This is a genomic window from Lacrimispora sanguinis (assembly GCF_044987295.1).
In the GTDB taxonomy this organism is placed as follows: domain Bacteria; phylum Bacillota; class Clostridia; order Lachnospirales; family Lachnospiraceae; genus Lacrimispora; species Lacrimispora celerecrescens_B.
The window spans coordinates 3,970,880-3,984,779 of sequence record NZ_CP173277.1 but is presented as its reverse complement, the minus strand read 5'-3'; the positions used below and the strand labels follow the sequence as shown (position 1 = coordinate 3,984,779).

Sequence of the window (13,900 nt, the reverse complement as noted above, 5' to 3'; positions counted from 1 at the left end):
CCGTTGGACCGGTGACCCCTTGTGGGCCTGTTGGACCGGTATCTCCCTGTTGACCGGTTGGTCCTGTGACTCCTTGCAGACCTGTTGGACCGGTATCTCCCTGTTGACCCGTTGCTCCTGTGACTCCTTGTGGGCCTGTTGGGCCGGTGGCTCCTTGTGGGCCAGTTGGACCCACCTCTCCCTGTGGGCCGGTTGGACCCGTTATTCCTTGTGGACCCGTTGGCCCTGTGTCTCCATGCGGACCTGTTGGACCGGTATCTCCCTGTGGACCCGTTGGACCGGTGACCCCTTGTGGGCCTGTTGGACCGGTTGGTCCTGTGATTCCTTGCGAACCGGTTGGGCCTGTGTCCCCCTGCGGACCTGTTGGACCGGTATCTCCCTGTGGACCCGTTGGACCGGTGACTCCCTGTGGGCCTGTTGGGCCGATGGCTCCTTGCGGGCCTGTTGGTCCTGTTAATCCTGTGTCTCCTTGTGAACCTGTTGGTCCTGTGACTCCTTGCGGACCAATTGGGCCTGTATCCCCTTGCGGGCCGATTGGACCGATATCCCCCAGTGGACCTGTTGGGCCTGTGAATCCTTGCAGACCTGTTGGACCGGTATCTCCCTGTAAACCCGTTGGTCCTGTGACTCCTTGTGGGCCGGTTGGGCCTGTTGATCCTGTGTCTCCTTGTGAACCGGTTGGGCCTGTGATTCCTTGCGAACCGGTTGGGCCTGTGTCCCCCTGCGGGCCTGTTGGACCGGTATCTCCCTGTGGACCCGTTGGCCCTGTAACTCCTTGTGGGCCCGTTGGACCGGTTATCCCTTGCGGGCCGATTGGACCAATATCTCCTTGTGGACCTGTTGAGCCTGTGATTCCCTGTGGGCCTGTTGGGCCCATTATTCCTTGTGGACCTGTTGGGCCTGTGTCCCCTTGTGGACCTGTTGGACCTGTGTCTCCTTGCGAACCTGTTGGACCGATATCTCCCTGTGGACCCGTTGGACCAGTGACCCCTTGTGAGCCAGTAGGGCCGGTTGGCCCTGTAACTCCTTGCGGGCCTGTTGGACCCGTTATTCCTTGTGGACCAGCTGGGCCGGTATCCCCCTGTGGACCTGTCGGACCCGTTATTCCTTGCAGGCCAGTTGGGCCGGTTGGACCTGTGACTCCTTGCGGGCCTGTTGGTCCAATATCTCCTTGTGGACCTGTTGGGCCTATGATTCCCTGTGGGCCTGTTGGGCCTGCATCTCCTTGTGGGCCTGTGGGACCGGTGTCCCCTTGCGGGCCAGTCGGACCTATCGGTCCTATGAATCCTTGCGAGCCTGTTGGACCAGTATCTCCTTGTGGGCCTGCTGGACCTATACCCCCCTGTGGACCCGTGACTCCTTGTGGGCCTGCTGGACCCGTTATTCCTTGCTGGCCGGTTGGACCTGTATCTCCTTGTGGACCTGTGAATCCCTGTGGGCCTGTTGGGCCTGTGATTCCCTGTGGGCCTATGGCTCCCCGTGGGCCTGTTGCACCAGTTACTCCTTGTGGACCCGTTGGGCCTGTGTCTCCTTGCGAGCCGGTTGGACCTGCATCTCCTTGTGGACCCGTCGGACCGGTAACTCCTTGTATGCCGGCTGGGCCCATTAATCCCTGTGGACCCGTTGGGCCTGTTACTCCTTGCAGGCCAGTCGGACCTGTTATCCCTTGTGGGCCGGTCGGGCCTGTATCTCCCTGCAAACCCGTTGGACCTGTTGGACCCATTGGGCCCACTACTCCTCTTGGGCCCATTGGACCGGTTACTCCCCGTGGACCTGTCGGACCTGTCGGACCAGTTGGACCAGGACAGCCTCTTAACCCCCTGGGACCCTGGCTGCCAGGCGGTCCTTCCGGCCCTGTGTTACCTCTTACTCCCTGAAGACCTTTGGGACCCGTTGGACCTGTAGGCCCCATAGAACAGCATCCCCTGTTACATCTGCAAACTTTTCCTGAACATTCCTGTATTGTCGCCGCCGGGTTAATTTCATGGCCATCACTGGCATATTGCATATTATGACACCCTTTCTAAAATCCCTAAAGGAACATTTTAGAATGACTGCAATAAACGTTCCATTTTTAAGGATTATTTGATTTTTGTACGGCAGCAATGATGTTAAAATTGCTTTTTAGCCGTTCATTATCGGGTGCATATTTAAGAGCACTCTTTACGTGTTCCAGGGATTCCTTCGGCATACCCAGCCAATAGGCAGCTATGGCGCAAAAATCATCCAGTGTATAATCCCAGGAATATCCCATATTAACAAAGGTTCTCGATTTTTCCTTTATCTTTAAAGCTTCTTTAGTTAAAAAGTACGTCATCGCCCAATCTTTTATTTCATAGCACATTTTAGAGAACTCTACATAGGAATCACGCATATCCGGCACTTCAGCAATGGCTTTATAATACCAGGCAAATGCTCCTTTTAAGTCTCCTAATTTATAGTGGGATTTTGCAATCCAGCGCATTGCAGCGCACCGCTCATCGCTCCATACTGCAGCCGGCAAAGCAAGATATTCCTTAAGTGTCTCTAAACATTTTTGCCACTGGCTTTTATACATATATTCTCTTCCAAGGTAGTAGCGCATCCTCTCATCCTCCGGAGCTTCCTTCACAGCAAGTTCCAAAAGGGGAAGATATGAACCGCGGGATTTATCAGGGTCCGGGTAATGGCTGAGAATCATTTCTTCGATATATATGGTTTCAATGGGTAAATTTCCCATATATTGGAGATATTCATGGATAGGACATTTCCAACGGAACCCCTGCCGGCTATGCACTTTAAAATAATAAAATTGAATGTAAGGAGTCCCATCTTCCTTAAGACTCCAGTTATAAGGGTATCTTCCCATTATTGCACTAGGCATGGAACCTTCCGGTCTATGATTAAGCCATGCTTCCTCCAGCTTGTTACGCCAGCCTGGATTAAACAATTCATCCAGGTCCGTACAGACGCAGATATCTATATCCTCCGGGACATGATCCAAAGATATATTCCGTGCCACATCGAACCTCCACGGCTTAACTATGTCCACATATACAACCGCACCACGTTCTTTCAGCTTTTCAACGGTCCCATCATCAGAACCGGTGTCCGTGACCACAATTAAGTCAGCTTCACTCATGGAGTCCATCCACTTATCTACAAATTGGACCTCGTTTTTGCAAATGGCATAGACACAGATTTTTAGATTCATGAGGGTACCTCCGCCTTTTCCTGTTTTTTGATCCTATCCTCAATCAATAGCAGATTATTTTGCAGCCTTTTATTGGTGGAGTCCATGCTCACGGCTTTACGGGCATAGTCCCTGGCCTTCTCATACATCCCCATATTGTAAGCACCAATGGCACCATAATCAAACAAGGCATATCCCCAGCCTTCTGGGTCTACCAGATAACTTCCTGAATTTCTTGTAATAGATAATCCTTTTTCAGCCATAGCAAAGGACAACGGCCAGTTTTTTTCCTTATAGGCTAATTTTACTAGAGCAAGATAAGGTTCCCTAACATCCGGACATTCTGCCAAAGCCCGAAAGAGCCATGATCTGGCCTCTTTCATATTCCCCTTCTCTTCATAACATTGAGCAATAAAGCGCATGGAGGCACTTCGTTCCTCACTCCATTTTGCCGTCGAAAGGGAAAGATGTCTCTTCAGTATTTCAATTCCTTTATCAAAATTTCCATAATACACATATTCTCTTCCAAGCCAGAACATGGACCTGTCATCAAGCGGGTTTTCCTGAACGGATAGTTCCAGAAGTGGAAGGTATTGGCTTCTTGGCTTTGATAAATCCGGATAGTGATTGAGGACCAGCCCATTGATCCATGAGATTTTCTCAGAACCTGTACCGCTGTATTCCAGAACCTCATGTACCGGATGTACCCAGTGATAGCCATGCCTGATGTGGATTTTTTCCATGGGATACTGCTTTTGGGGGGTACCGTCAGCATTAAAGGTAAATGTAAATAAGTATCGTGCGCGGGTGTATTCCGGCCTCCATAGGTCTTCCAGCTTTTGCCGCCAGCCTGGTTCAAAGACCTCATCTAAATCGTTCGACACACAGATATCCATGTCCTCTGGGACATGGCTTAATGCCACATTACGGGCAGTGTCAAACCGCCATGGCAATATGGTATCTTCATAAACGATGGCTCCTCTTTCCCGGAGCTTTTCAACCGTATGATCGGTTGAGCCTGTATCCGTCACAATAACAGCATCGGCTTCGGATACTGCGTCCATCCAGCGGTCTACAAATTCTTCTTCATTTTTACTGATTGCATATACACATATTTTATATTGGTTCACTTCCACTGACTCCTCCAGTCATTTTAATAGCTTTTTTATTCTACTAAAATCAATATATGCAACTTGCAGCCCATCCTGTGAAGAAACGGTTTTAGTGAATACTTGACGAAACACTGCCTTAAACTTTTTTGATGGATTATTTATCATTCATAGTCTTATTCTTTAAATAAAAGATTTCTCTTAGCTGCATACTTTATATGGTCCCGGATCACTAAGCAATATTTGTTTGTAAGATATAATAAGGGGCAGAACATAACTCTATATCCGTGTCAGGCAAATAAAAAAAGCCAGCTTTATGCCGGCCACAACCATTCTTTGGATTTAAATATATCTTTTGTATTCTCCAATAGGAAATGGATTCTCTAATCCCAGTACTCTTGGCCATAAGCCTGTATCGTCAATGATAAAGCCCATTATCATTCCCATGTGGCTATGTAAATGCCTAAACTGTGCTAAAATCAAAGTGAATTTATTATATTCACAATCCGGGGGAGTATCTAATAGCTGTTTATCTGTTAATTGAGCAAGGTAATTCTTTATCTTAATATCAATATTAACAAAATAATCATTTATTTCTTCTCTTATAAGACTTTTACTAGGGATTACATCTAAGCTATTCAAGTCCATTTCATGAATATCAGGCTCTGTATATTCCTTATCTCTTGGATTGATAAACCATAAATCCAATGAGTGAAGCATATGATAAATATGTTTCCAACAAGGCATCTCACAATATTCTTTATTCCATAGCTCATCTGGTACACAATCAATGATATTTTTCACTTCCCATAAAGCACGGGTTGTCTGCTCTGTTATTATATTAACTAATAAAATTTCTTCCATACAAGTACCACCTCTCAAAAATTATATGTGCGATAATCATGATAGGAAATCCGCTCCATACATATGACTTACATATGGTAAACTTGTTATTTTCTATCTTTCAATGAAAATATGGATTTAATATCTCTCCATAATTCTATAGAAACAGCATTGATGATTAATTCTTCTATCGCCGAAATGCTTGCAATCAAACAGGCAAAAATAACTGACGCATAAAATCCTAATCCAATATATAGAAATGGAAAGGAGAACAAAACAATCCCAGTTAACTTATTCGCATAAGTGTGTAAAAAGGCAAGTTGCTTATAACGAATAAAACCAACACCTAACGATATCAGGCGAACAATGGCAATCGCAACGATCCAATAGATGCCCCATAAAGGCAATTTAAAACTGGAAACAAATATGGATAACAAAACTATAAACATGAAAGCATCTGCGACACTATCTAGCATCTGACCTTTTTTGCTAACGGTATTCATCTTTCGCGCAATCATTCCGTCCAAAACATCACTGATACCGCATAAAAAGTATACAATGAGAAATTGTCTGGAAAATGGTTCCATGGTAAACAAAACCACGGTTCCTAACACTCTTGCCATTGTGATTAAGTTAGGAATATTCTTCATCTGAGCCTCCGGTACTCTAAAAATAAAATTCCCTGCAGATAGTTTGCCAAAGTATCCGTTCATTGCAATTACTCAACAGCCGAAGCCGGCATTATGCCGGCTCCTCTGACAGTCCGTGGCTGCACTTTAAATTATTATGCAAAATCTTCCACGCCATATACGATTTCATAGATTTCCTTCTTATAAGGCAGAAAATCCTCTTCCGTCACAGGTTTTCCATAACTCATAATCCACAGCTGAATAGGTTTGTCCACTGGTTTCAAGGGCAACTGCTCATAGTAAAAGGAATTGGAATGAAACCCCATCCTTTCATAAAATACTGCCCTGCTTCTGGTCATGGGGTCCTTCTCTGTGATTGGTTCTATTTCCAGAAACACTGGCTTCTTCGTTTCTTCCATAGCCTCTACTACCAACTGCTTTCCATATCCTTTTCCCCTGCATATCTCCGTTGTAGCCAAATGTTCCATAAAAACACAAGAAGTCAGTTCCCAGTATCCCAGAAAGGCCACAATCTTTCCTTCCTCTTCTATGATCCGGACTTTATAACAGGGATTACCGAAAACCCTTTTCTGATCGTCTTTTGTCCGGCGCTCAATGTTAGGAAATGATTCCTCATAAATCTGGTATATTTCCTCAAAACGGGTCTGCGGGTTTATTAACAACATAATATCAATCTCCTAATCTTTATCTGTAATTGTTTCTGTCTTTAAGTGTATCATTTCCAGTGGAAAGAAGCAATGGAAAAGCCTGCCCCCAATTACCGGGGCAGGCTGCTTTTCATTTTATTTAATGGTAATTCTGCCCTGACCTGCAGGATTTGCATAATCAGCACCTACATTGCCGCCTAAATTGCTGCGGATATAAGTGGAAAGTAAATCTACATCAGTCATGACATCATCCCTGATTATCTTGCTTCCTTTAAACATGGTCATGCCATCACCGGAAGACTTTAACATGTAGTTATGAGCGGCTACGGTATAAGTCTTGTTCACATCAAGAGCAGCGCCGCCTACCATAATATCGGATACCCGGTATGCTCCGTTCACTTTTATAAAATTATCTTTTTCATCTACCTGAACATTGGAGGCCTTGGAAGTATCGATTGTATAGGTAAGACCTGATACATGAAGGAAACCACCATTCTCCTTTGGGCAATTCCGGGAAGCCATTTCCAGGGCATCCTTGATCTGCTGGCCAGTTACCTCTACAACACATCCCATATTGCCGAATGGGAACACGGTAAGGGTATCATTGTAGGTTATATTTCCGGCCTTAATGTTGGCTCTGACACCGCCGCCATTTGAAAGGCCGATTTCTGCTCCAAGCACATAGCGGTATGCGTCCGCAGACAGATCACCAAGGTTTGTCTCTGCGCTTCTGACCGCACGTTTTCCGGTTGCCGGGTCATTCACCGTAAGTTCAACATCCGTATGTCCGATCACAGTCTTCAGTGTCTCATTATACTGAGCCTGAATCACCTTAATGAACTTGTCTGTATCATAGTCAATGGCCTTTCCGTCAGCTGTGACAGCGCTTTTTCCGGGAATCACCAACTGTACTCCTACAGTCAGGACATTAGGATCCTTGATTTTATCTCTGTTTGCTTCATAGATTTCATTCCAACGGTTATAGGAGCCTAATTCTCTCTTAGCGATCCGGCTTAAGGAATCCCCATTCTTTACGGTATAGGCGCTGGTGCCCGCTCCTGCCGGAACCTGGGAAACCAGTTCGTTTGAAAAGGTTCCATCCGTATGAAGTGTCAGCTTTCCGAAATTCTTTAACTTTGTACCTGTCTGGGTAAGAAGCACATCCTGGCCTTCCTTATTCTTTACGTACTTTCCATATTCCTCATGGGAATGGCCGTCGATTAATACATTAATGCCCGTAGTATTCTTGATCACGTTATCAGAGGTCCAACGGTCTGTTGTCCCGTTTTCGCCCAGATGGCCTACCAAAATTACATAATTAGCTCCCTCTGCTTTTGCACTGTTTACAGATGACTGGATCTGGTCATAAAGTTTTTGTCCATTTTCATCTTCACAAAAACCGTAAATATAATTTCCATTTCCATCCTGGAAATAAGCTGGGGTGGATTTCGTAAAGCTTTCCGGGGTAGTTGCACCTACAAACGCGACCTTAGTATCCCCATATGTAAAGATCTTATAGGGAGCAAATACCGCGGAGCCAGTCCTTAAATCCATAAAATTGCTTGAATAGTAACCGCAGCTTAACTTTCCTGCCAATTCCAGAAAACGGGGCATCCCATAATCGAACTCATGGTTGCCCGGCACTGCAAAGTCATAACCGACCTTATTCATAATGTCGATCAAATAACCTCCGTCTGACAATGTCCCAATGGGCGCGCCCTGAATGGCATCTCCGGCGTCAATCAGCGTCACATATGGAGTCTGGGCCTGCATCTCTTTCTTATAGAGAGCAAGTCCCGCATATCCTATGTTTTCATCAACCCCGCAGTGGACATCATTGGTATAGAGAACCACGATATCCCGGTCTGCCGCCAGAGAAGAAAAGGATATGCCTGTCGTCAGAGACAGGACCATGAGTAAAGCCAGCCATAGTGACAGAAACCTTCTTGTCTTACTTCCTTTCATTGTTGAAACCCTCCTTTTGAAAAGTACGTTTTCCTCTATTATATCAGATAAATGTAAAAATAGTATATTATTTTTCCATATTTTAAAATTATTTCTTCTATTTCTCAGGTTTCTTTTAGACATGAGAATTATAAACATAGAAAATGGATGCCCCATCCGCCAAAAGCTGACACTTTTAGCAGAAGGGCATCCCTCATCAATCAATTATTCAATTTCCTCACTGATTTCTATTCCTAACTCCACTAGCTGCTTAGGATCTACAGTTGATGGCGCCTCAGTCATCATGCAGGATGCATCTTTTACCTTAGGGAATGCGATCACATCGCGGATGCTGTCTGCTCCTACCATCAGCATGACCACACGGTCCAGACCGTAAGCAAGTCCTGCGTGAGGCGGAACGCCATATTTAAACGCATCCAAAAGGAAACCGAACTGATCCTGAGCCTGTTCCTTTGTAAAACCAAGAACTTCAAACATCTTGGACTGGATATCGCTCTGATGGATACGAACAGAACCTCCGCCAAGCTCCGTACCGTTTAAAACAATGTCATATGCTTTTGCACGGACAGCGCCAGGATTGCTGTCGATAAGAGCCCAGTCTTCATCCATAGGCATGGTAAATGGGTGATGCATTGCAGTAAAACGGCCCTGCTCTTCGGAATACTCAAGAAGCGGGAATTCCGTTACCCATAAGAACTTAAAGTCATCCTTTTTCAAAAGATCAAGCTGTCTTGCTAACTCCAGTCTTAAGTTGCCTAATACGTCAAATACCACTTTATCCCGGTCTGCTGCAAATAAAAGCAGGTCTCCAGGTTTTGCTCCCATTGCATCTGCCAGAGTATGAAGTTCTTCCTCTGTCATGAATTTTGCAAAGGAGCACTTATAGGTTCCGTCTTCATTCACAGCAAGATAAGCCAGGCCCTTTGCACCAAAGCCCTTTGCATATTCCACCAGGGCGTCTATCTTCTTACGAGGCATAGCTCCCTGTCCTTCGGCATTAATGCCGCGGACAGAACCGCCGTTTTCAAGCGCGCCTTTGAACACTGCAAATTCCGTATCTTTTACTACATCGGAAACATTTTTAAGTTCCATTCCAAAACGCATATCCGGCTTGTCAGAACCAAAGCGGTCCATGGCTTCTCTCCAGGTCATTCTTGTAATTGGAAGCTGAACTTCAAACCCACAGATTTCTTTAAACAATTTCTTTAACAGCCTTTCATTGACTTCCAGCACGTCCTCTACATCCACAAAGGACAATTCCATGTCGATCTGGGTAAATTCCGGCTGTCTGTCTGCACGCAGGTCTTCATCACGATAGCATCTGGCCAACTGGAAATAACGATCATAACCAGAACACATCAGCAGCTGTTTGAAAAGCTGTGGAGACTGGGGAAGAGCATAGAAAGAGCCTGGATGGACACGGCTTGGAACCAAATAGTCCCGGGCACCTTCCGGAGTGCTCTTAATAAGGGTTGGTGTTTCAATCTCTAAAAATCCCTCTTCCGCCAAGAATGCCCTTGTTAAGGTAGCAACCTGGCTTCTCACCCTGATGTTCTTCTGGATGTCAGGTCTTCTAAGATCAAGGAAACGATATTTTAATCTCAGTTCTTCTTTTGTCTTGCTGTTCTCTTCGATTGGGAAGGGAGGTGTTTCGGATTCGGAAAGGATTCTTAAACTCTTTGCCCGAAGTTCAATGGCACCTGTTGCCAGGTTCTCATTTACTCCTCCTGACCTTGCTTCCACTTCGCCGGTCACTGCGATAACAAATTCGCTTCTTAACTTTTCAGCCTTTGCAAAGCTTTCAACTCCGCAATCACTTTCCTCAAATATGATCTGCAGAATTCCGGAACGGTCTCTTAAATCAACAAAAATGATTCCTCCCTTATTTCTGCTTTTCTGTACCCAACCCATTACTGTTACTTCACTGCCCACATTGGCTTTTGTAACCTCTGTGCATCTATGTGTTCTTTTTAAGCCTAACATTGATTCTGCCATAATTTCCTCTTTCCTGCCCATGTTTTTTGGCATATAGGTATGCCACCAGGGCGTTCCTCCCGTTAAATTTACTTAAGTGCATCCCTATAGAATTCCTTAAACAGTGTATAGCCTTCCTTCTCAAGGCCCTCTTTCTGGAACTTCTTATTTTTATTCATCTGGGAAACCAAAACGGTCACACCCTTAGCACGCTCTTCCATCGCCTCTTTGATGGCTCCATTCATCACATCATCACTTACACCCTTTTCGATCAGAAAGGCCACCTTGTCTTCCTTTCCAGGAACCGTGAAGCCCTCATCCATCAGGATCGTGATGATCCGTTCAAATCCAATAGAAAAACCACAGGCAGGTGTATCCATACCGGTGAATTTCCCAATCATCTTATCATAGCGGCCGCCGCCACCTACGGAACCAGGAAAACCATCCACCTGGATCTCAAATATGGTTCCGGTGTAATAAGACATTCCTCTCACGAGGGTAGGGTCAAACACGATGTGAAACTGGCTGGTGGTAATCTGGCTCACGCTGTCAATGATAGCCGCCAGGTTCTCCGCCTGCTCCTTATCCATCGCTTCCTTTAAGACGCTGCCCAAACTGCGCACTCCGGCAGCATCGTTTGACACCGACTCAAAAAGGGATAAATATTTTTTAATTTTTTCCTCTTCATAACCTGCTTCTGCCAGTTCCCTTGCCACACCGTCCATACCGATCTTGTCCATCTTATCCAGTATGATGAACACCTGGTCGTAAGCTTCTTCCGGAAAGCCGCAGAAGGCAGCCATTCCCTTTAAGATATTCCGGTCATTGATCCTTACGGTATATCCCTTAAAGCCAATCTTTCCAAGTAAGGTTGTGGTAGCAAGGATCAGCTCGATCTCTGCAAGCCTAGTGGAATCTCCCAGTATGTCAATGTCGCACTGGACAAACTGTCTGAAGCGCCCTTTCTGGGGACGATCTGCCCTCCATACGCTTCCCATCTGAAGAGATTTAAAGGGAGCGGTCAGGGACGCCGCATTATTCGAATAATATCTGGATAAGGGAACGGTTAAGTCATACCGGAGACCGCTGTCAACCAGATCGTTTTCAGCCTGTGCTGTCTCCAGATTTAGCTTTTCTCCCCGCTTCATGATCTTGAAAATCAGCTTTTCATTGTCTCCACCCTGTTTGCTGGTAAGGTTCTCGATGTGCTCCACACAGGGAGTTTCGATGGAATGAAAGCCGAAGCCGCCATAGGTTTCACGTATCTGGTTCATCACATATTCCCGTACCTGCATCTCGGCGGGAAGAATATCCTTCATTCCGGTAACCGGTTTCTTTTTCAATGCCATTTCGTTCACTCCGTTATTTTCTTAATTTTAAACATGCCTCTATTGTAAATTACATTTCCAATTTTGCAAGCATTTTTTCTTTTCTTTCCAGCATTTCGTCGATTCTTGCAATATACTGTTCTACATCTTTGACATTTTCCACCCGTTCCAGACGGTTCTCTGAAGGGAATACCACCTTTGTGGTAGTTCCTGCCCCGCAGGCTATAATGGTCTGCTTTTCTTCCATAATTAAAATATTATAGATACAGGCTTTGCCTGGAAGGGAATAGCCGACGTTCTCAAAGTTTCCGGCCATATTTTTCTGGCGGTAGAGGTAGTAAGGCTCCTGCCCCATGCTTCTTGCATAGTCGGCAGTCAAATCTATCATTTCCTGGGTATTGGTGATCTTTAAATCCCCGTACTTTTCCTTAAACATGTTAAGGCGAGCCGCTCGCTTTATGGCAAGGGAATGAACAGTAATGCCATCCGGCCCAAGAGCCTTTATCTCCTCCATGGTATGGGTCACATCTTCCATATCCTCTTCTGGCAGGCCGATGATTAAGTCCATGTTGATATTATCAAAGCCCAAAGACCTTGCCATGGAATACCGGTCCTTTACCATATCTACGGTGTGGCGGCGGCCGATGATATCCAGGGTTTCCTGCTTCATGGTCTGGGGATTAATGGATATTCGTGTCACGCCATGATTTTTTAGAACCTGAAGCTTTTCTATGGTGATACTGTCCGGGCGCCCGGCCTCCACGGTAAATTCCTTTACCCCGGTAAAATCAAAGGTTGCTTTCAGCCTGCTTATCAGTTTATCCAGATGAAGGGCGGAAAGGGAGGTAGGGGTACCTCCGCCGATATAAACCGTATCCAGAGTCCTTCCTGCCATTTTCTCCGCCGTATAATCCATTTCCTTAAATATAGCTTCCAGATACTGTTCCATGCGTTTTTCCCATTGTCCGATGGGGAAAGAAGTAAAGGAACAGTAAAGGCAGGTTGTTGGGCAGAAAGGAATGCCTATATACAAGCTATAGCCATGGCTGTAATCAATGGCGGAAATGAGTTCCATCTCCCGCCTGGCAATCTCCAGGCTTAGATCCACTTTTCCATCACTGGTTAAATAGGTATCTTTCATGTATCTTCGGACTTCCTCATCCTTATAACCTTCCATAAGCTTTGTCATGGCTATTTTGGTTGGCCGGATTCCCGTTAAAGTTCCCCATGGAAGTTCTATCCCTGTAAGCTCTTTAACCATACCGTAAAGCATCCGTTTGATCCGGTTCTTGGTTTCAAAACGGTCCGCAAAATCCACTTCCGTAGAGGAGGAATTTACAATACCCTTCTCAAAATCCTGGATCTTCAGCTCAAATTCGGCCTCCCCTGTCCTGCCCCGGACAAGAAGACGGTACTCCTCTGACTGGCTTTCCTTGTGAACAAATCCCTCTCCCGGATAAAATGCCATTAAAAGTTCTCTTATATCCTGCTCAAAGGACTGGTCGTCTAATATTAATCCTATCATGTGTTTTCCTCTTAATGCTTCCTATCCTCTGTATAATGCCACCGGGTTGTATGCTTTCTCATGACCAATCGTAGTCGCCTCCCCATGGCCTGGATAAACAAGAGTATCATCAGGCAGAGTAAAAAGCCGTTCCTTTATGGAGCTTAAAATCTGAGACTGACTTCCCGTAGGAAAATCCGTTCTCCCTAAAGACTCCATAAATAGGGTATCTCCGCTTATGAGTATGTCTTCCGATTCCACCAGATAGCAGACCGAACCTGCGGTATGGCCTGGGGTAAATATAACCTTAAAAGTCATTCCTGCAAGGGAGAGGATGGCTCCATCCTCCTCATAGCCATCTGCATGAACCGTATAAGCCCTTCCAAAAGAGGAAGACAAATTGACAGACGGTTCTGCTAACATCTCTTTTTCCTTTTCTCCGGCATAAATCTTAACCTCAGGAAATGCCTCTTTCAAATCCTTCACCGCCAGAATGTGATCAAAATGCCCATGAGTTAATAAAATCGCCTCCGGAACCAGGGAAAGTTCCCGGCACATATCCAGGATGTATGCCCCGTCTGCGCCCGGATCCACGATTACAGCCTTTTTAAGGGATTCCCGGTATATGATATAGCAATTGGTTCCAAGCTGGCCCACAGGACAAGTCTTTATTCTGAAATCACTCATATTACTATCTCCTTACAAAAT

The 13,900-nt window shown here is 45.6% G+C and carries 10 protein-coding genes; all 10 read right to left on the bottom strand.

Annotation, left to right across the window (positions count from 1 at the left end):
- Window positions 1–2,074 precede the first annotated feature (2,074 nt).
- Entirely contained in the window at window positions 2,075–3,193 is a 1,119-nt protein-coding gene (locus ACHZES_RS18420; RefSeq protein ID WP_395549031.1) for a glycosyltransferase, read from the bottom strand.
- Window positions 3,190–4,302, bottom strand: coding sequence for a glycosyltransferase (locus ACHZES_RS18415; protein ID WP_395549032.1), 1,113 nt, complete (start codon window positions 4,300–4,302; stop codon window positions 3,190–3,192). The genes ACHZES_RS18420 and ACHZES_RS18415 overlap by 4 nt, the downstream gene beginning before the upstream one ends.
- 321 nt (window positions 4,303–4,623) lie before the next feature.
- Window positions 4,624–5,145 carry a hypothetical protein gene (locus tag ACHZES_RS18410; protein WP_038283867.1) on the bottom strand — a complete coding sequence of 174 codons (522 nt, stop codon included), beginning with the start codon at window positions 5,143–5,145 and terminating at the stop codon, window positions 4,624–4,626.
- Between the two features lie 86 nt (window positions 5,146–5,231).
- Window positions 5,232–5,837 (bottom strand): CDP-alcohol phosphatidyltransferase family protein, encoded by a 606-nt coding sequence (locus ACHZES_RS18405; protein WP_242843176.1) that lies wholly within the window; start codon window positions 5,835–5,837, stop codon window positions 5,232–5,234.
- Window positions 5,838–5,908: 71 nt separating this feature from the next.
- The gene (locus ACHZES_RS18400; RefSeq protein WP_038283869.1) at window positions 5,909–6,439 is read right to left on the bottom strand and encodes a GNAT family N-acetyltransferase; all 531 of its coding nucleotides are present in this window, start codon (window positions 6,437–6,439) and stop codon (window positions 5,909–5,911) included.
- Window positions 6,440–6,556: 117 nt separating this feature from the next.
- Entirely contained in the window at window positions 6,557–8,386 is a 1,830-nt protein-coding gene (locus ACHZES_RS18395) for a bifunctional UDP-sugar hydrolase/5'-nucleotidase (protein ID WP_038283870.1), read from the bottom strand.
- A 204-nt stretch (window positions 8,387–8,590) separates the two neighbouring features.
- Window positions 8,591–10,381 carry an aspartate--tRNA ligase gene (aspS, locus tag ACHZES_RS18390; RefSeq protein WP_395549033.1) on the bottom strand — a complete coding sequence of 597 codons (1,791 nt, stop codon included), beginning with the start codon at window positions 10,379–10,381 and terminating at the stop codon, window positions 8,591–8,593.
- 68 nt (window positions 10,382–10,449) lie between these two features.
- Window positions 10,450–11,709: a histidine--tRNA ligase gene (gene hisS, locus ACHZES_RS18385; RefSeq protein WP_395549034.1), complete on the bottom strand. Its 1,260-nt coding sequence runs from the start codon at window positions 11,707–11,709 to the stop codon at window positions 10,450–10,452.
- A gap of 49 nt (window positions 11,710–11,758) precedes the next feature.
- Window positions 11,759–13,213, bottom strand: coding sequence for a coproporphyrinogen dehydrogenase HemZ (gene hemZ, locus ACHZES_RS18380; protein WP_395549035.1), 1,455 nt, complete (start codon window positions 13,211–13,213; stop codon window positions 11,759–11,761).
- Between the two features lie 21 nt (window positions 13,214–13,234).
- On the bottom strand, window positions 13,235–13,879 hold the full coding sequence (locus ACHZES_RS18375) for an MBL fold metallo-hydrolase (RefSeq protein ID WP_154525477.1): 645 nt from the start codon (window positions 13,877–13,879) through the stop codon (window positions 13,235–13,237).
- Window positions 13,880–13,900: the final 21 nt, after the last annotated feature.